The organism is Anthropogastromicrobium aceti, from assembly GCF_020687335.1.
Taxonomy (GTDB): domain Bacteria; phylum Bacillota; class Clostridia; order Lachnospirales; family Lachnospiraceae; genus Anthropogastromicrobium; species Anthropogastromicrobium aceti.
On record NZ_JAJEQN010000057.1, the window covers coordinates 1 to 17,031 of the forward strand.

Consider the following 17,031-nt stretch of genomic DNA (forward strand, 5'->3'; position numbering starts at 1 on the left):
CGAATGTGAAGATTCAGTTCCATCGAATCGACACAAATGTGGTCATAGGACTGCTTGTTCGCGAGTTTTGTTGCTCCGGAACAGATGTGTCTGCCAAAGTCCTTGCGATGTACGCAGACACTAGAACTCCGTCAATGGAACCCCAGTGGCTTGCCGCTGGGTTAAGTCAGCCAAATTAAAATGTGTACTAGTATCCTTGAAATATTTCCTGAAATGTGTTATCATTAGTTCGTAAAAGACGAAATAATGACAGGAGGGTATGATGTGATAGTATTGAATCTTGTGTTGAAGAGAATTTATGGATTTAATGATTTTAATATTAATTTTAGCTATCCTAAAAAGATTGTTAATTCGATTATAGATCAGGAATATCTGAAAGGGAGAGTGCGGTTTCGCTATAAGAAAGCTGTAATTCTTATGGGAGCAAATGCTACAGGAAAGACCAGTCTTGGAAAGGCATTGCTTCGTATTTTTGGATATATGGCTGATGGAAATCCAACACCGCTTTATGAGATGGTTTCAGGTGATAAAGGATACTTTAGTATTGACTTTGTGAATGGAGATTATCGTCTGCAGCGGTTGTCTGCTCATATTGATGCTTTTAATCAGGAGATTGAAATTCAGTATCAGACTGCAGATATTGATACGATGGATTCATATGAAAAATGTGTAAAGAAGTTGAAAGATCAAACGATAGAAGCAACCAGAACTGCGACATCGCTTAAGAAGTTGGTAGGTGCCATACGATATCGTTTTGCGTATCCAGAAATAGAGAAATCATTGAAGCTTACAAGTGCGAATAAAAATATCTTGTTAAAGACGTTACGCGCTGTTATTGGAACACTTGACCCGACATTACAAGACGTCAGCTTATCAAAAGATTTGAAGGATACCTTTATTATTCGTAGAGATGGAATGGAAATCATCATTCAGGAAGGTAAGCTGTTGAATCGGGAGATATTGTCCAGTGGTACAGTAGAAGGAATTGATGTCGCAATGTTCCTTGCTGCAATGGCAGTAAAAGAGAGTAGCTTTTATTATTGCGATGAACATTTCTCATATATTCAAAGTGATATTGAGAAAAGGATTTTCGGCATTATGCTGGATCATATCGGAGCCGATGAGCAGTTGATTTTTACAACACATAATACAGATATGTTGGATTTGAACCTGCCGAAGCATAGCTATGTATTTTTGCGCAAACGTCTTGAGGAAGGAATATATCAGGTTTCAGCTGTTTCTGCATCAGATGTGTTGAAAAGAAATACAGACTCTTTACGTTGTGCGGTGGAGAATGATGTATTTGCCTCACTCCCACAGGATTCGCTTTTAGACGAATTGGAAATGGGGTGGGAAGATGAATAATAAATGCATATATTATGTAGAAGGTCCGTGCGAGCAACAATTGATAGCAGCATTGAAAGAGACACCAGCAAGGTTGATTCCTGGGAAGGTAAAGGTATTCAATGTGGTGCAGAATTTGATTCCAAAATCACAGATGTTGTCTATTCAGGCAGGAACGACTGTGGTTTTAGTATTTGATACTGATGTATCACAGACATCAAATCTTAAAAAGAATTTGGAACTTCTCACAAGGTATTGTGGAAAGTTGAAAATCATTTTTCTTCCGCAAGTTTTGAATTTGGAAAATGAGCTAGTTAGTTGTACAGATGTCCGAACGGTTATGGAACTGACCAAAAGTGGGAGTGTTAAAAATTTTAAGACTGACTTTTGTAAAATAAAAACAAAAGATTGTCGTTCCATGCTTGAGCGCCATAAGCTAGATTATCCAAGGCTATGGATGACAAAAGCACCAGAAGCATTTAACTTTGTGGATAATAATAGTTTTCAAATTAAAATAATGTAACATTAGATTGATGCCATCTGGTGTTTATCTTTAGCAAAAAAACATTGGGGTTCTGAGCTTTTTGTGATAATTACGATCAAATACTGGAAGAGGAGTCTTTACAGTTTCGAATTGCTAATAAGGAGGCGCTGAATAATGTGTTATCTGGTAGCGAAAGATCGTGATGCACATGGTTGTTTTGCTTTAAAAACAAGTCATGGAAAGCATCTGGCAGAATTAAAAAGGGAACTGAATCGAGCAGTTGGATATAAGGGAGTACAGCTTGTAACAATTAGCAGACCAACAGCATATGGAGAGTATGCACCGTATCATTTTGTGGATACCGAGCAGGAATTTCAGACTCTTGTAAAAGGGCTTCGTTCATAGGGACATCCGGTGCCTGTCCCCAGCAAAATGAACCGTATGATTGTCAATTAGAATGCGGTCTTTAAGAATCAGCAAATAAAAAGAGGCATGTCGCTGCAAAAGCTGGTTTTGAGGTTGCTTGGGTGGAACTGATTACAGAAAGAATGGAGTATTAAGAAAGAATCAATATTCCAGAGAGTGAATAGAAAAGGCAGTCGCAGGAAAAACAGAATTTCAAAAACACTGCTGAGGATGCTTATACGGGATAAAAAGAACGGAGGTGTGTCTGCATATGATTTTTTGCTTTTCAGGAACAGGAAACAGCCGATATATAGCAAGGAGATTTGCTGAAGCATTGCAGGATACGATAATAGATCTAAATGCAAAAATTAAAGCACAGGATAATTCGCTGATACAGACGGGACAGGATGTGATTATTGTAGTTCCGACATATGCATGGCGTATTCCGCGGGTAGTATCAGAATGGCTTACTAAAACACAACTGACATCTGCTGAGCGTATTTGGTTTGTTATGGATTGCGGCAGCGAGATTGGAAATGCTGCAAAATATAATAGACAACTTGCAGCACAGCTGCGTCTGATATATATGGGAACGGCACAAGTCGTTATGCCGGAGAACTATATTGCTATGTTTGGTGTACCAAAGGCAGATGAGGCCGTGAAAATTGTGGAGAAAGCAAATCCAGATATTGAAAATGCTATAGCAAGAGTTAAGGAGAGACAGAAGTTTCCAATACCTCGAAATAATTTGTATGATCGAATCAAGAGTGGACTTGTGAATCCGATTTTTTATCAGCTTATAGTCAAGGCAGATTTGTTTAATGCGAGCGAAGCCTGTATTGGCTGCGGACAATGTGCCTTAAAATGTCCGATAAACAATATTCAGATTCAGAATGGAAAACCTGAGTGGGGCAAGATATGTACACACTGTATGGCCTGCATCTGCTATTGCCCTACGAAGGCAATTGAATACGGAAAGAAGAGCTTAGGAAAACCACGCTATCACTTTGAGGAACTAAAGATTCAATAATTCATGAGAAAACTTGAAATTTTAACAAAGTAAGGATTTTGAGAAACTTAAAAATAGTTTGTTTTAAGAAAGGGGTGAGAAAGATTAAATTTTTAATTATATTGTGGATTTGGCTTATAACCGGTTGCTCTTTACCAGTAAATCGCATAGAAAATAATTATTATTTGACAATTTTAGAATCAGGTATTGAATTAAACACAAATGGCGAAATTATAAAAAATGGAATTGGAACGGAAAAGAATACTATGTTCAACATGTAAAGATAATTCAAATCAAAATTGATAAAATACATGGAGATGCAATAGGTGGAAAGGAGGTTGAAGGTGAACGTTCTATTGCTACTCTCACACAGTCTGTTGGAATTCCAATATATGATAAAGATTTAAGAATATCGGCAGATGATTTAAAAATTGGTGACATTGTTGAACTAAAGTATATTGATACTTCAATTGAACAAGGAGCGTTATCACCTTTTAGAGGTTATGAAGGAATTCTTCTTGTAAAAGAAATTGTAAAAGTGAAGCCGAATTTGCAATCGTAAAAGGAAATACTGTATTTGGAAATCTGATGTGGGATGTTCGGGAAGCAATGTATCCAGAGAAGATGACAACAGAACAGCTGGCAGAGGCAATGGATGAGATTGCAGAAGCTTATGTTTCTTACTTGAGGGATATTGTAGACGAAGAATGCGACCTGTCTGTTCGCACAGACGTATTGATGGAAAATGTACTCGAAAAGTAAAAGGATTCTGATAATAGGAGGAGGTAAAAATGGCTTGTACGACAATATTAGTTAAAAAAATGCTTCATATGACGGATCAACCATGATCGCTAGAAATGACGATTCAGGCGCTGGTCACTATATGCCAAAGAAGTTTGTTGTGGTTCATCCGGAGGAGAAACCATGACGATTCCGATCATGTTTACAATACCCCGCGCGCTTGGTACATGCTTCGAACATTAAATCCAAAGACCTTTGTGTGGGATGGACCATATGCCGACTACACACCTCTTAGCGATGATCTTCCGTGGTGCTTGATTCCAGAAAAGAAGATTACAGTTGAGGATGTCAAGTATGTATTGTCTTCCCACTATCAGGGGACACCGTATGATCCATATCTGTCTTATGGAGACAAGTCAATGAAAGGCGCGTATCGTTCGATCGGTGTCAACCGTACCGATTTTCTTTCTGTGATTCAGATGAGAGCAGATAAGAAGGATGATTGTCGTGCAATTGAGTGGGTGGCATTTTGCTCCAATGCATTTAATACGCTTCTTCCATTCTATGCGGATGTTGAGACAACACCTGAGTATCTGTCCAATACCGATAAAACAGTATCTACCGACAATTTCTACTGGACAAGCCGCTTGATTGCCACTATGGCAGATGCTTCCTATAAGAATTCACTGTTCCATATTGAGCGTTATCAGGGTCATGTAATGGCAAAGAGCCATGAGTTAATTGCAAAGTACGACAATCGATTGGAAAATGTAACCGATCCGAAGGAACGAATGGAGATCAAGAAAGAGGCAAACGAGGCAGTTGCACAGATGGCAAAGGAAGAATCATTGAACACACTAGAAAAGGTGCTTTCCGAGTTGACCAATCAGATGAAGAATGCCTACTCCAGATCAGATGCATAAAGAGGAGAAGAAAATGAAGCTACTAGTGACCGGTTTTGATCCATTTGGCGGAGAAAGTGTCAATCCAGCTTATGAGGCAGTAAAGCTACTTCCGGACATCATTGAGGGGGCACAGATTATTAAGCTAGAGATTCCAACTGTTTTTAAGAAAAGTATAGAGGTAGTAAAAGAGGCAGTGGAAAACGATCAGCCAGATGTTGTTATAAATGTTGGTCAGGCAGGCGGACGCGCTTGTGTGACCGTGGAGAAGGTGGCAATTAATTTGGCAGATGCAGGTATTCCAGATAATGCAGGTGACAGTCCACAGGATGAGCCGTTAGAGGAAGACGGACCAGATGCTTATTTTTCAACACTTCCAGTGAGGGCGATGGTAGAAAATGTAAAATCGCATGGTCTTCCGTGTGAAATTTCCTATTCAGCAGGTACCTATGTGTGCAATAGTGTGATGTATCGTGTGCTTCATTTGGCTGCCAGAAGCTATCCAAATATGAAGGCAGGTTTTATTCATGTTCCATATTCGTCTGAGCAGGTGGCAAATAAGGATAGACCGCTTGCATCGATGCCGATTGAGACAATTGCAAAATCGCTGGAACATGCAATTGAGGCAGTGGTAAAAGAATAAAAAAAGGAGTAATGGGTATGAAAATCCGAGAAGTGAATGAGAATAAAAAGCAATTTATAGCATTATTGTTATTAGCTGATGAGCAGGAAAATATGATTGATCACTATCTTGAAAAAGGTACTATGTATGTACTTGAAGATGGTAATGTAAAAGCTGAATGTGTCGTTACTGATGAAGATAATGGAATACTTGAAATTAAAAATATTGCAGTTGATCCTCAGAGTCAAGGACAGGGCTATGGGAAAGCATTGATTGACTTCCTTGCAAGTAAATATGCAGATGAATATTCTATTTTGCAGGTTGGAACAGGTGACAGCCCGTTGACCGTACCGTTTTATGAAAAATGCGGATTTGTCCGTTCTCACAATATTCCGAATTTCTTTACGGACAATTATGATCACCCAATTTATGAGTGTGGTGTACAGTTAATAGATATGGTATATTTGCAAAGATGTTTATAACTTCCTATTTGAGGTGATATAATGGGAGAGTATACCATAATCTTCTGTTGCAGGGATTGAATAATGCTGAATGCTGTCGAATAGAAGATTTCCTGGGTACCTAAAGATCTAAGTGCCTGGTACCGTTAATGAAATTTATGACCAAGTGTGGATGTCAAAAGAAAGTGAGGAAAAAGATGGGATTTTTTGAAAAACCTTTATTTGATTTTAATGAAGATGGTAAGACTGATTGTATGGAGTGGTCAATTGGGATGCAGATGATAGCAAGTAGTAGTCAGGAGGAAATAGAGTCAACAGAAGATGATGCTTTTTATTTGGCAAGTGATGATTTGGAGGATGAAGATGATGAGGATATTCTTGAATTATATGGGTTAGATCGGGATGAACTTGATATGATGGATGAAGATGAGCGACGCGAGGCACTTGAAGAAGTGGGATTAGATCCAGATGATTATGAAGAATATTAACAATGAAGATGAGCGTATCAGGCATCGTTAACGTGCAGTACATTGTGCCTGTCCCAGACAAAAATTGAACTTGCGATGGCAGTGGCAATTGCATTGTTTGGAACAACAAGTGCGGCTGTACTTGCTACTATAGTAGGTATCTTAACAGAAGTTCCGGTAATGCTTATGCTTGTAAGAATTGTAAATAAGATGAAAGGAAGATTTTTATGACAGTAAGAGAAAAAGCAGAACTGATTGTAAAAGATATAAAGAAAGAACAGGGAACAAATCCGGTTGTCATTTTTAAGCAGATTGCAGAGAAGGAATATGTTAGTATTCATGGACCGGAACACCATATATTAGATGGTGCAAGTTTGCTTGTAGCCTACAAAAACGCAGGTGGAGAGATAGACTTAGAACAGGCATTGGACAGGCTGACGTCAGAGGGACTTCGGATGCCTGGGGCAATGTGCGGTTTATGGGGAATATGCGGAGCAATCACATCTATAGGCGCTGCACTTGCAATCATCGACGGAACAGGTCCGCTTTCAACGGATGGAACATGGGGAAATCATATGCAGTTTACCTCGAAAGCAATTGAAGAATTAGGAACCATAAACGGACCCAGATGCTGCAAGAGAGATGCAATGATAGCATTTAAGAATGGTATTGATTATGTGAATGCTCATTATGGAGTAACATTGCAATACGAACAAATGCAATGCGGATTCACAGATTTTAATGAGCAATGTATAAAGGAGAGGTGTCCGTTTCATGAGTGAAATAAAAGTAGCTTTTATTTGTGTTCATAATTCCTGCAGAAGTCAGATTGCTGAGGCATTTGGAAGACATCTGGCATCAGATGTGTTTCAAAGTTATTCGGCGGGTACAGAAACAAAACCACAGATTAACCAAGATGCTGTCCGTCTCATGAAGATGTTGTATGGAATAGATATGGAAGCAGAGGGACAGCACAGCAAACTAGTTCGTGATATTCCAAATCCAGATATTGCAATATCAATGGGGTGTAATGTGGGATGTCCATTTATAGGAAGACCGTTTGATTATAATTGGGGGCTTGAAGATCCAACAGGAAAAAGCGATGATGAATTTAAAGTAGTCATTGAAAAAATCAGAAAAGATATTTTGAAATTAAAAAATGAATTATCTGTGTAAATCCTACATGGTATGCTAGCGGGCTTCTTTTTAACACATCAGGTTTAAGTGATGCTTTCAATCATAAGGAAACGCTCATGAATTATCTGCAGGACGGAAGATGTGAGATTTCCAACAATGCCGCTGAAAGGCGAGTGAAATCTTATGTTATGGGACGAAAGAACTTCCTGTTCCATAACACAGTAGATGGAGCCCGTGCAAGTGCAACTGTCCTAGAAAAAAAGTGCCTGTCCCCGGCAAAAAAACAAGTTCAGTAACAACTCAAGCCCATTTTTTGAGATAATAGCCTCGACAAATGATAATGCTCTAAAAAATTCAGTCTAAAAAGTTTAGGCTAAACTTTTTAGAACAATTGGAGGCTATCTATGAAATCTCAAACATCTTTAGCGGCTCGCAACTTCCGCTTACAAGAATGGAGCAAAATGATTGAGCGTTGGCGTTATAGCAACACATATTAGTGGTTATGCTGATGCTATAACTCCAACGAAATTCAATATAGGAAGAATTGTTAACAATGGAATTGCTAATTGCATTCAGTACTATTATACTCACTGAAGGGAACTGAATATAATGCTGAGAATATTGATTTTAATTACATGTATGTTTCTTTTTCCAGATATTTATGGAGTAAGTATATTTCAATTTTGTGGTCGCTATGAATATAATTGCTACTACTATGACGGAAAACTGTATATGAATTTGGCCAAAATACCATGTCATGAATTAGTAATTACACAGGTCGATATAAGTAATAATTGTTTAGATGGATATTTATATGATTTTGAAGGTGAAAAAAGATTATATCATATAGATATAGTTACAGAAAAATTGCCGTATATATATAACAGAGGACAAAGAATTTCGTTCAGTTCATTGCATCAAGGAGATGAAGTCATGATATATACGAATTGGCAGACCACTGAAACAGGATATGCTGGTGGTCATTGCAACGGTTTTAATCTTAGTTGGGTGAAACAAATTGAATTATTAAAATGTCCGCATATAACGTGATATTGGTATATTGAGGTGAAAAACGGTAAGCGACGAATAACACCCTGGATTCCATATCTGCCTAAACCGTGTCATAATTAGTGCATGGAGTGGCTTTCTCTGATTCATGAGTGCCGCTTGAGTGGACTTACGGATAAGCAATGGTGCGAGGCGCATCAAATCTGTCCGAGTAACTTTTATTACCAGATTCAGAAATTCCGCAAGAGAGTCTGTGAAATACCGGAGTCTCAATCAAAAACAACTCTGACCGCACAAAAACAGGGCATCCAGTGCCTGTCCCCAGCAAAAAAAGTACGGAGTTTTTGCGGGAAAGCAAAGCGCTTTACGATAATCTTTATCCTAGCCGTATCATTGTTGGTATTGATACAAGGAGCAAACATCTCATGTGTGCGGCCAGAGAGTTTGCTACGCTGCTTCAAGAGAGCGCACTAAAGCCGAATGTGGATACGATTATTATGGGATCAACGGAGGCAGAAGCAGTCAAATTATTTTCCAATACGTATTTGGCTCTGCGCGTGGCCTTTTTTAATGAGCTGGATTCCTATGCAGAGTTAAAAGGATTGAGTACACAAGAGATCATTGAAGGAGTCTGCTTGGATCCACGGATCGGAACTCATTATAACAATCCTTCATTTGGCTATGGTGGTTACTGTCTACCTAAGGACACCAAGCAACTTCTTGCCAATTATGCCGATGTCCCAGAAAAACTCATCGCTGCTATTGTGGAATCCAATCGGACACGAAAAGATTTTATTGCTGATCGTGTACTGAAGCTTGCCGGAGCATACAGTGAAAATGACGAGTGGAGTGCTGACAAAGAAAAGAATATCATTATCGGTGTATATCGGTTGACCATGAAAGCAGGAAGTGATAACTTCCGTCAGTCTTCCATTCAAGGCGTAATGAAGCGAATCAAGTCTAAAGGGGCGACTATCCTTGTCTATGAGCCCTCTTTGCCAGACAACAGTACTTTCTTTGGCAGTCAGGTCGTCAACGATCTGATGCTGTTTAAGAAAAAGTGTGCAGTTATTATTGCCAACCGATTTGAGTCATCTCTTGAAGATGTGGAAGAGAAAGTATACACACGCGACATTTACAAACGGGATTAAACATCAAAATATCCGTTGCTTGTCCTCGGCTCAACTTATCAAGAGAATGAAAAATAGGATGACAATAGTTGTATTTAGTGCTATACTTAACCCAGTGTCAAGGGTAAGTATACCTTATTAAATAAATCGAAAGTTGTTTCAAGAGGAATTTTTGATGGATGTTCAAATAATCGCACTGGATATTGACGGGACGTTGACAGATGACCGGAAAAATATATCCAACCTAACTTTGGAAGCATTGATTGAAGCGGAGAAAAAAGGAATACGTCTTGTCCTTGCATCTGCTCGTCCAGCTTCTGGGCTTTTCAGCATTAGAGATCAGTTAAAAATGGAACAGTTCGGAGGAATCCTGATGTCTTATAATGGAGGAAGAATAACGGACTGCGCAGGAAATACGTTCTATGAAATCAGTATGGGTCTTACTATGACTAGAAGAATTCTCCGGTTTCTGGAAGAACTTCCAGTAACTGTTATTGTTGACGACGGCAAGATGTTTTATGTTACAGATAAAAACGGGTATAAGGTTGAATATGAATGTAGGAATAATCAGATGCAATGTACAGAGGTCGGTAACCTGGCGGATTGGCTTACATTTTCCCCTATAAAGATTCTTTTGGCGGTTGATCCTATGAAAATATACGAGGTACAGGAGCAAATCAGAAACTTTCTGCCGGAGGATTTAACTGTTGTCAGAACTGCCGCCTTTTATCTGGAGATATTTCCCCGCAGAATCAACAAAGGACAGGGCCTTTGTGATATATGCAGAATTTTGAAAATAGATGTAAGGAACAGCATTGCTTTCGGAGATTCCGAAAATGATATTCCTATGCTTAAAGCGGCAGGTATCGGAATCGCAATGAAAAACGCAGAGATGGATGTCAAAAAGGCATCGGATATGAGTACTTTGTCAAACAATGAAGATGGTATACCATATGCATTACGTGCGCTCAATGTAATATGAATAAACATGATAGCATGCAGTATCAGATTCGTGATCCCAAAGGATTTGCCAACATGCTAGATCGGGATGTAGATAGGAGCTTTTATAATGAAAAATGATATTTTATTGAAATATAGAATGCTAAATGCAGAAGAAGTTAATCGAGAGATATTTAAGGATTTTATTCGATATCAAAATGTCACAAAATGTTGGCGTAAAGAAAATGGCAAGTGGATAATCAAAGATGCTCCTTTTGTAGATGATTGGACAGAAAATGATTATGAAAAATTAATTTTCTGCTTAAAAAATACAATTGCTTCTGACGGATTTGTTTATGCCGCTTTTTATGACGGAAAATTGAAAGGCTTTGTTTCAGTAGAATCAGAAATATTTGGTGGTAAACAAGGATATTGCGACTTGTCCAGTATCCATATATCGGAGGATATGAGAAGAAAGGGAATCGGCAGAACACTTTTTCTTGCGGCAAAAGAATGGGCGAAACAAAAAGGAGCTAAAAAGCTCTACATATCTGCACACTCAGCCGTTGAAAGTCAGGCCTTTTATAAATCAATGGGGTGTGTTGAGGCAGAAGTTTATAATAAAAAACATGTTGAAGATGAACCGTATGATTGTCAATTAGAATGCGATCTTTAGGAATCTGGCGCGGGAATCCTTGACCATTCTATGGCCGAGTTGCTGACTTAACGAGCATATGGTGCTTGTCCTCAGCAAAAAATATAGTGTGAGGTGATGTAGAAACCACGGGGACAGGTTGGTGGCTCATTTATTGGGCACATTGGCATGTTTATTGTCCCTGCGATTTTAACCATTGTTTCAGCAAAATGGTAGGTGAAAAAACTGCTCTGGTAAATTTTTGACTGCTGTGCTATACTTTTTCAAAAGGGACAGAAAGAGTACGGATAAAGAAATTAAGAAAATCGAGAACGAGAGAAAGGCACTATCATGGAACTACAAAAAGGAAGACCGAAATACACGGCAGGCAGATTGGAAAAAGAAATTCGCACCTATGATTTATTGGATAAATTAGGCGTAGCATATGAGCGCGTCGATCATGAGGCAGCAATGACAATGGAGGTTTGCCAGGAGATCGACAAGGTATTGCAGGCAACGATCTGCAAAAATCTTTTTTTGTGCAATCGTCAGGAAACCAAGTTTTATTTATTAATGATTCCAGATACAAAGGTATTCCACACAAAGGATTTGTCCGCCCAAATTAATTCATCACGCTTATCCTTTGCAAAGCCCGAGTATATGGAAAAATTTCTTGATATTACACCGGGTTCTGTCAGTGTATTAGGATTGATGAACGATACCGAAAATCACGTTCAGCTCTTAATTGATGAAGATGTATTAAAGGGTGAATTTATCGGATGCCATCCGTGCATTAATACATCCAGCATTCGTTTTCACACATCGGATTTGGTTGAGAAAGTGCTTCCTGCGGTGAATCATGAAGTTATAAAAGTGAAATTATAACAATCAAGACAAAATATTTAACGATTTATTCTAAGAGTGATATGGAGGCAACGCTTGTTACGACAGCGCTGCCTCCTTTTTAGAAAACTTATTCTTTTAAATACCAAACATTTCCTTGCAAATTGTCTTTCCACATGTTGTTTTGAAAATGGTATGATAAGCTTTTAAAGTAGCCTCTTTAGATAAATCGCTTTCCATAATATTAACAAGAAAATCAGCTTCTACCAATATTTGATAATCAATTCCGTCGATATTGTCGTATGTATGATGATGTGCGATCAAATATTGAACTCGATCAGATACATCTTTGTCAAATCCTAATTTTTCAAGCAGCTTTTTTGCTATTGCAGGGCCTTCTTTTTCCTGTAATTTTCCATTGCAATTTCCATATTTTTCTTCACAAACATGGATTCCAATATCATGTGTCAAAGCAGCCGTTTCAATGATAAACAAGCATTTCTTATCTACATTTTCTGTTTCAGCAATTAACTTTGCATAACTATGTACTTTGCAGAAATGCTGAATCCGTTTTGCATCGTTGCTATATAATTCAATCATTGCCAGGTGCAATTTATTTATCATTTTGAGTATTCCTTCTCATAAGTGTTTTTTGTCAATCAGCGCGCGATCTTAAAAGCATAAAATTCGCCAGGATGAACCAGTACGGAAGCTATCCATTCTTTTTCATCCCATTGCTGATGGCGACAGAAGGTTTCGATAAAGTTTCCAATTGGTTTTCCGCTTAGCTCTGCCAGATGACATGCTGGTGAAAGCAGATGAATTGAAACACGTTCTGGGATTGCATTGCTTCCAGCATAGCAGTATAAGACAAAAGTATCATTGTTGTATTGGAACAGGGAAACATTTCTGCCACTGATATATAAGCCATGGGAAGCAAATGGGCGGCGGATCATATCCATTACTGGAATTGGAAGCTTAGCGAAGTCGGCGAAGCAGTCTGGCGCAGCGAGTGTAAAAAGCTTTCCTTTGCCGTAAGTATCAAGAAGCAAAATGGAACTGTGGCTGTCGCCAGAGCCAGCGTTTACGTAAGACCAGGAGGCATTGTTTGAAAACTGTAGTTCATCAAAAGTTACTGGCTGCTGATTTTCATAAAATCCGGAGAAATCGTCAGTTACATGGTAGCGATTGGCTGTAAGTTTTCTGCCTGTAAATCGCACGGAGCTAAACTGTGCCCATTGTGCTGTTGGAATATGAGAGGCAAAACCAGTCGTCACAACGGCGGTACCACCATTTCGAAGAAAAGCTTCTAATTTCTGCAAAATATCAGGATCTTTTAACGCAGCCTGCGTTAGGAAAACGTTTTCAGCGTTAGTCGGAAAATCTGGTACAGGTTCGAAAGGAATTCCATGCATGCCGAGATGATCTTCAATATGATTTTCACCATCAGAAGCATAAGGAAGATAAACTGGTGTTCCACAAGGTGTTCCAACCTGATTGAGAATGCGATCAAGTTTGCTAAGCTGCATGCCAAGTGGTGTTACAAGACGGTTTTCAAACAGATCTCCCCACTGGAATAGTGTGATTTCTTGTGGACGTGAGAGTGCAGTCAAATAGCCTTGCTCTAGATAACAGTCGATTGGCCAACAGGAGTATGTATCGAACCAACCGCCTCCATTTCTGCCAGGTGCTACGTGCTCCATGTAGCGCATAATAGAATAGCTTAAATATCGTGGCAGATGCTGATCTGTGTGTGCAGTGTTTCGAGTTTCTGTTCCAGTATAGATTTTGTCAAACATAGACGGCTGAATTTTTGGAACGTAACCTGTTTCATGGTATGATTCACGCCAGTTTGGATATTTGATGGTAACTTTTACAGATGGATTTGCCAGTTTCGCAGGCTTTAAAACGAGATTTTCCGCTACATCAATCATTTTTTTTGAACGAAACTCTGCCCAGCTAAGATTGCTGCGTTCTCTAAGACAATCATCGCAGGTACAGGAAGTAAAGAAAAAGTCATCCAGAATTATCTCATCAAAAAGCTCAGCGGTATATGTTACGATCTTTTTCAGATAAGTTCTCATTGCTTCATTTGAATAGCAAAATGTCTGGAATAAGCGCTGACGTGTTACATCATCTTTTTCAAGTGGAGGTGTGACAGTTGTAATACCTCCAGCTATCTCAACACCATGTTCTTTAAAGAAATTTTGAATCATTTTCATATGATCAATAGAGACCCAAGTACCATCACGGTATGTTTCCAGATAGACCTTGTCGATGCCAACATATTTCTCAAGATAGGCATAGTCTCGTGCAAGTGTAGTTTCGTCCAACGATGCAAGCGTTTGTGCTGTGCAGTAGACACATGTTTTAAAATTTTTAAAGTGCTTCATAAAATACCTCCTAATTTAAATTTATGTGATAAAGTCGGATAAATATTGATTAATTCAAGTCTATCATTTTCTAAAGCACTTGTCACTAGTAAATTAAATGAATTCCATTGTTTTTAATATAAACAGCCAGGCTGTTAAGTTTTTTTAAATTTGCTGCTTTGGTCAGAAAAAATCTGCTTGACAAAATTCTTTTAAGTAATATATGATCTCTATTAAGTAAGAATAAATTCTAATGAGGAGGAATCAAGAATGGACAAGAAAGCAATGTATAAACTTAGCTACGGTCTTTTTGTTTTGACCGCAAAAGAGGACAGCAAGGACAATGGCTGTATTATCAACACCGCAATCCAGGCGGCATCTGAGCCAAATCAGTTAAGTATATGTGTTAACAAATTAAATTACACACATGATATGATCCAGAGAACAGGTGCCTTTACGGTATCTGTAATCAGCCAGAATGCAGCATTTGATTTGTTTAAGCAGTTTGGCTTCCAGACAGGCCGCGAGGTGGACAAGTTTGCAGACTTTTCATCATGTACGCGCGGTGTAAACGGAATTTACTATATCACAGAGGGCACCAATGCTTATATTTCTGTAAAGGTTACAAAGAGTGAGGACCTTGGTTCTCATACAATGTTCATCGGTGAGATCACAGATATGGAAGTACTAAGTGAAGTGCCATCCGTGACGTATGAGTATTATCTGAATAACATTAAGCCGAAGCCACAGGCTGTTGATATAACGGAGGAAGGTCAGACCGTATGGCGCTGCACTATCTGTGGTTATGAGTATGTCGGTGAGGAGTTGCCAGAGGATTTTGTTTGCCCGTTGTGCAAGCATCCGGCATCCGACTTTGAAAAGATTGTAAAGAAAGTTGAGTAACCAGCAAATATAGAAAATGTAGAAAAGAAAACGGAAGTAGCTGATGAATATAAAACTAGTAAAGCTGACACATGAATATAAACAGCAATTGACAGATATGATGGATGAATGGCTGGCGGTTGAGCAGGACTTCTCTCCGTATGCGATTCGCAAAAGTGATTACCATGACTTTGACAATTATCTGGAAAATTTGGAACTGAAGGAGACACGAGATGGTCTTGTTCCAGATTCTACGTTTTTCTGTCTGGATTTGGATCGCAACATCTTTGTTGGTGCTGTCAATATACGTCATTATTTAAATGAAAATTTATGCAAGAGTGGTGGACATATTGGGGATGGAATTCGTCCGAGTGAGCGACGAAAAGGCTATGCGACTGCGATGATTGGTCTGGCACTTGAGGAGTGTCGAAAGCTTGGTATAAATAAGGTTTTGATGACCTGCGACAAGACAAATATTGGGTCGGCAAAGTCCATCATGAATAACGGTGGTGTTTTGGAATCAGAATTTGAGGAGAATGGTGAGACTGAGCAGCGCTATTGGATTACACTTTATGAGGAACCGGTAGAAAGTGGACGCTTGAGTATTCAAGTTGCACAGATTGCAGATGCAAAAAAGTTGCTTGCCATTTATGCTCCGTATGTAAGAGAAACTGCGATTACATTTGAGTATGAGGTACCGACAATAGAAGAATTTGCAGTTCGAATCGCGCATACATTGGAGCGGTACCCATATCTTGTAGCAAAGTATAATGGTGAAATTGTAGGATATGCATATGCTGGACCGCTTCATGAGCGTCCGGCATATGACTGGGCAGTGGAAACATCTATTTATGTAAAACATGATAAGAAAGGTCAGAAAATTGGAAGAGCATTGTATGATGCACTAGAAGTACAGCTTCACAGACAAAACATTGTAAATGTAAATGCCTGCATCGCAAGCCCTGCCATAGAGGATGCGCACTTGACGAGGGACAGTATTTTATTCCATGAAAAATTAGGATATCATATGGTGGGTGAATTCCATCAGTGTGGCTATAAATTTGATACCTGGTATAACATGGTCTGGATGGAAAAGATGATTGGGGAACACAAGGTTCCACAGCCGCAGGTAATCTGGTTCTCGCAGCTGCCAGAAGCGTAACTGAGTTCGCGAGTAGAACAAGCCTGTGCCTGTTTCCAGCAAAAAAGAAGTGTAGCTTCGGGATTATCTTCGTGGCAGCAAAATCTTATAGTTGCAGCCGTTAATGCTGCTTTTTTCGGCGTGAATCGTCCATTTGATAGGGATACCTGCTTTAACAGTGATATCTGGATAATGACCAGATTCCAGTGTGCTGGAGACATATTGGATTCCATCTTTTTCCATGTCTGTATCTGAATCATTCCGATCGGATGTCTTTACGGCAGTTTCGCCATTTGCAGAAAAAAGAGTGTTTATTTGGCTGCTCATACCTGACAGGGCAGTACCCTGTGACATCATCGAAAGTCCCATGACGACAACGAGGATGGCGCCACATTTTAATACCTGTTTTTTGACATACTCCCACGGTTAAAATCGTGGGATTCCTTAGATTCTTGTAGCGTCATCCAGCCCTATAGACTGAAATATAGCCACAGTATTCAGGATTTATGC

23 protein-coding genes and 3 pseudogenes are annotated in these 17,031 nt (G+C 39.1%); 23 read left to right on the top strand and 3 right to left on the bottom strand.

The features are described from left to right. Nucleotides 1–264 precede the first annotated feature (264 nt). From LKD48_RS15010 to LKD48_RS15095, 20 genes and pseudogenes are all read left to right on the top strand, one after another. Entirely contained in the window at nucleotides 265–1,365 is a 1,101-nt protein-coding gene (locus LKD48_RS15010; protein ID WP_308732471.1) for an AAA family ATPase, read from the top strand. Continuing rightward, nucleotides 1,358–1,867, top strand: coding sequence for a hypothetical protein (locus LKD48_RS15015; protein WP_308732472.1), 510 nt, complete (start codon nucleotides 1,358–1,360; stop codon nucleotides 1,865–1,867). Before LKD48_RS15010 ends, LKD48_RS15015 begins: the two co-directional genes overlap by 8 nt. A gap of 135 nt (nucleotides 1,868–2,002) precedes the next feature. After that, nucleotides 2,003–2,233, top strand: a complete 231-nt coding sequence (locus tag LKD48_RS15020; RefSeq protein WP_118613502.1) for a DUF6718 family protein — start codon at nucleotides 2,003–2,005, stop codon at nucleotides 2,231–2,233. 271 nt (nucleotides 2,234–2,504) lie between these two features. Next, nucleotides 2,505–3,263, top strand: coding sequence for an EFR1 family ferrodoxin (locus tag LKD48_RS15025; RefSeq protein WP_118613500.1), 759 nt, complete (start codon nucleotides 2,505–2,507; stop codon nucleotides 3,261–3,263). Nucleotides 3,264–3,851: 588 nt separating this feature from the next. Then, complete coding sequence (locus LKD48_RS15030) at nucleotides 3,852–4,004, top strand: hypothetical protein (RefSeq protein ID WP_308732473.1); 153 nt, start codon at nucleotides 3,852–3,854, stop codon at nucleotides 4,002–4,004. 82 nt (nucleotides 4,005–4,086) lie between these two features. Further along, nucleotides 4,087–4,170 carry a hypothetical protein gene (locus LKD48_RS16670; RefSeq protein ID WP_408628584.1) on the top strand — a complete coding sequence of 28 codons (84 nt, stop codon included), beginning with the start codon at nucleotides 4,087–4,089 and terminating at the stop codon, nucleotides 4,168–4,170. Between the two features lie 40 nt (nucleotides 4,171–4,210). Further along, nucleotides 4,211–4,906, top strand: coding sequence for a C69 family dipeptidase (locus tag LKD48_RS15035; protein WP_334303541.1), 696 nt, complete (start codon nucleotides 4,211–4,213; stop codon nucleotides 4,904–4,906). Between the two features lie 13 nt (nucleotides 4,907–4,919). Then, the gene (pcp, locus tag LKD48_RS15040; protein ID WP_308732474.1) at nucleotides 4,920–5,528 is read left to right on the top strand and encodes a pyroglutamyl-peptidase I; all 609 of its coding nucleotides are present in this window, start codon (nucleotides 4,920–4,922) and stop codon (nucleotides 5,526–5,528) included. A 17-nt stretch (nucleotides 5,529–5,545) separates the two neighbouring features. Then, on the top strand, nucleotides 5,546–5,989 hold the full coding sequence (locus LKD48_RS15045) for a GNAT family N-acetyltransferase (protein WP_118613498.1): 444 nt from the start codon (nucleotides 5,546–5,548) through the stop codon (nucleotides 5,987–5,989). Nucleotides 5,990–6,153: 164 nt separating this feature from the next. After that, a complete protein-coding gene (locus tag LKD48_RS15050; RefSeq protein ID WP_308732475.1) occupies nucleotides 6,154–6,456 on the top strand; it encodes a hypothetical protein in 303 nt (100 codons plus the stop codon). A 75-nt stretch (nucleotides 6,457–6,531) separates the two neighbouring features. Next, nucleotides 6,532–6,666, top strand: a complete 135-nt coding sequence (locus LKD48_RS15055) for an arsenic resistance protein ArsB (RefSeq protein WP_118613538.1) — start codon at nucleotides 6,532–6,534, stop codon at nucleotides 6,664–6,666. After that, the gene (locus tag LKD48_RS15060; protein WP_118613494.1) at nucleotides 6,663–7,217 is read left to right on the top strand and encodes a DUF5714 domain-containing protein; all 555 of its coding nucleotides are present in this window, start codon (nucleotides 6,663–6,665) and stop codon (nucleotides 7,215–7,217) included. The genes LKD48_RS15055 and LKD48_RS15060 overlap by 4 nt, the downstream gene beginning before the upstream one ends. Then, a complete protein-coding gene (locus LKD48_RS15065) occupies nucleotides 7,210–7,611 on the top strand; it encodes an arsenate reductase ArsC (protein ID WP_118613492.1) in 402 nt (133 codons plus the stop codon). The genes LKD48_RS15060 and LKD48_RS15065 overlap by 8 nt, the downstream gene beginning before the upstream one ends. After that, nucleotides 7,602–7,868, top strand: a complete 267-nt coding sequence (locus tag LKD48_RS15070) for an IS66 family transposase (protein WP_308732481.1) — start codon at nucleotides 7,602–7,604, stop codon at nucleotides 7,866–7,868. The genes LKD48_RS15065 and LKD48_RS15070 overlap by 10 nt, the downstream gene beginning before the upstream one ends. 313 nt (nucleotides 7,869–8,181) lie before the next feature. After that, complete coding sequence (locus LKD48_RS15075; RefSeq protein ID WP_227102537.1) at nucleotides 8,182–8,622, top strand: hypothetical protein; 441 nt, start codon at nucleotides 8,182–8,184, stop codon at nucleotides 8,620–8,622. Between the two features lie 84 nt (nucleotides 8,623–8,706). Then, a pseudogene (gene tnpA / locus LKD48_RS16675) lies at nucleotides 8,707–8,832 on the top strand (IS66 family insertion sequence element accessory protein TnpA); the annotation flags it as partial. 80 nt (nucleotides 8,833–8,912) lie between these two features. Beyond that, nucleotides 8,913–9,731, top strand: a pseudogene (locus LKD48_RS15080) (UDP binding domain-containing protein); the annotation flags it as partial. Nucleotides 9,732–9,885: 154 nt separating this feature from the next. Further along, nucleotides 9,886–10,692, top strand: a complete 807-nt coding sequence (locus LKD48_RS15085; RefSeq protein WP_308732476.1) for a Cof-type HAD-IIB family hydrolase — start codon at nucleotides 9,886–9,888, stop codon at nucleotides 10,690–10,692. A gap of 87 nt (nucleotides 10,693–10,779) precedes the next feature. Further along, nucleotides 10,780–11,325: a GNAT family N-acetyltransferase gene (locus LKD48_RS15090; protein WP_118614660.1), complete on the top strand. Its 546-nt coding sequence runs from the start codon at nucleotides 10,780–10,782 to the stop codon at nucleotides 11,323–11,325. A gap of 309 nt (nucleotides 11,326–11,634) precedes the next feature. Continuing rightward, complete coding sequence (locus LKD48_RS15095) at nucleotides 11,635–12,168, top strand: prolyl-tRNA synthetase associated domain-containing protein (RefSeq protein WP_308732477.1); 534 nt, start codon at nucleotides 11,635–11,637, stop codon at nucleotides 12,166–12,168. 96 nt (nucleotides 12,169–12,264) lie between these two features. On the opposite strand, the gene LKD48_RS15100 is transcribed toward LKD48_RS15095, so the two are convergent. After that, nucleotides 12,265–12,750: an HD domain-containing protein gene (locus LKD48_RS15100; protein ID WP_118614662.1), complete on the bottom strand. Its 486-nt coding sequence runs from the start codon at nucleotides 12,748–12,750 to the stop codon at nucleotides 12,265–12,267. Between the two features lie 35 nt (nucleotides 12,751–12,785). Continuing rightward, nucleotides 12,786–14,519: a hypothetical protein gene (locus LKD48_RS15105; protein WP_308732478.1), complete on the bottom strand. Its 1,734-nt coding sequence runs from the start codon at nucleotides 14,517–14,519 to the stop codon at nucleotides 12,786–12,788. 249 nt (nucleotides 14,520–14,768) lie between these two features. Here LKD48_RS15105 and LKD48_RS15110 point away from each other — a divergent pair, with 249 nt between their 5' ends. The 3 genes and pseudogenes from LKD48_RS15110 (at nucleotide 14,769) to LKD48_RS16695 (ending at nucleotide 16,542) form a co-directional block, all read left to right on the top strand. Continuing rightward, entirely contained in the window at nucleotides 14,769–15,401 is a 633-nt protein-coding gene (locus tag LKD48_RS15110) for a flavin reductase (RefSeq protein ID WP_262538880.1), read from the top strand. 100 nt (nucleotides 15,402–15,501) lie between these two features. Continuing rightward, a pseudogene (locus LKD48_RS16690) lies at nucleotides 15,502–15,876 on the top strand (GNAT family N-acetyltransferase); the annotation flags it as partial. A 102-nt stretch (nucleotides 15,877–15,978) separates the two neighbouring features. Next, the gene (locus LKD48_RS16695; protein WP_431833296.1) at nucleotides 15,979–16,542 is read left to right on the top strand and encodes a GNAT family N-acetyltransferase; all 564 of its coding nucleotides are present in this window, start codon (nucleotides 15,979–15,981) and stop codon (nucleotides 16,540–16,542) included. Between the two features lie 63 nt (nucleotides 16,543–16,605). Here the strand turns inward: LKD48_RS16695 and LKD48_RS15120 are convergent, their stop codons facing one another. Next, entirely contained in the window at nucleotides 16,606–16,848 is a 243-nt protein-coding gene (locus LKD48_RS15120) for a hypothetical protein (protein WP_308732480.1), read from the bottom strand. Between the last annotated feature and the right edge of the window lie 183 nt (nucleotides 16,849–17,031).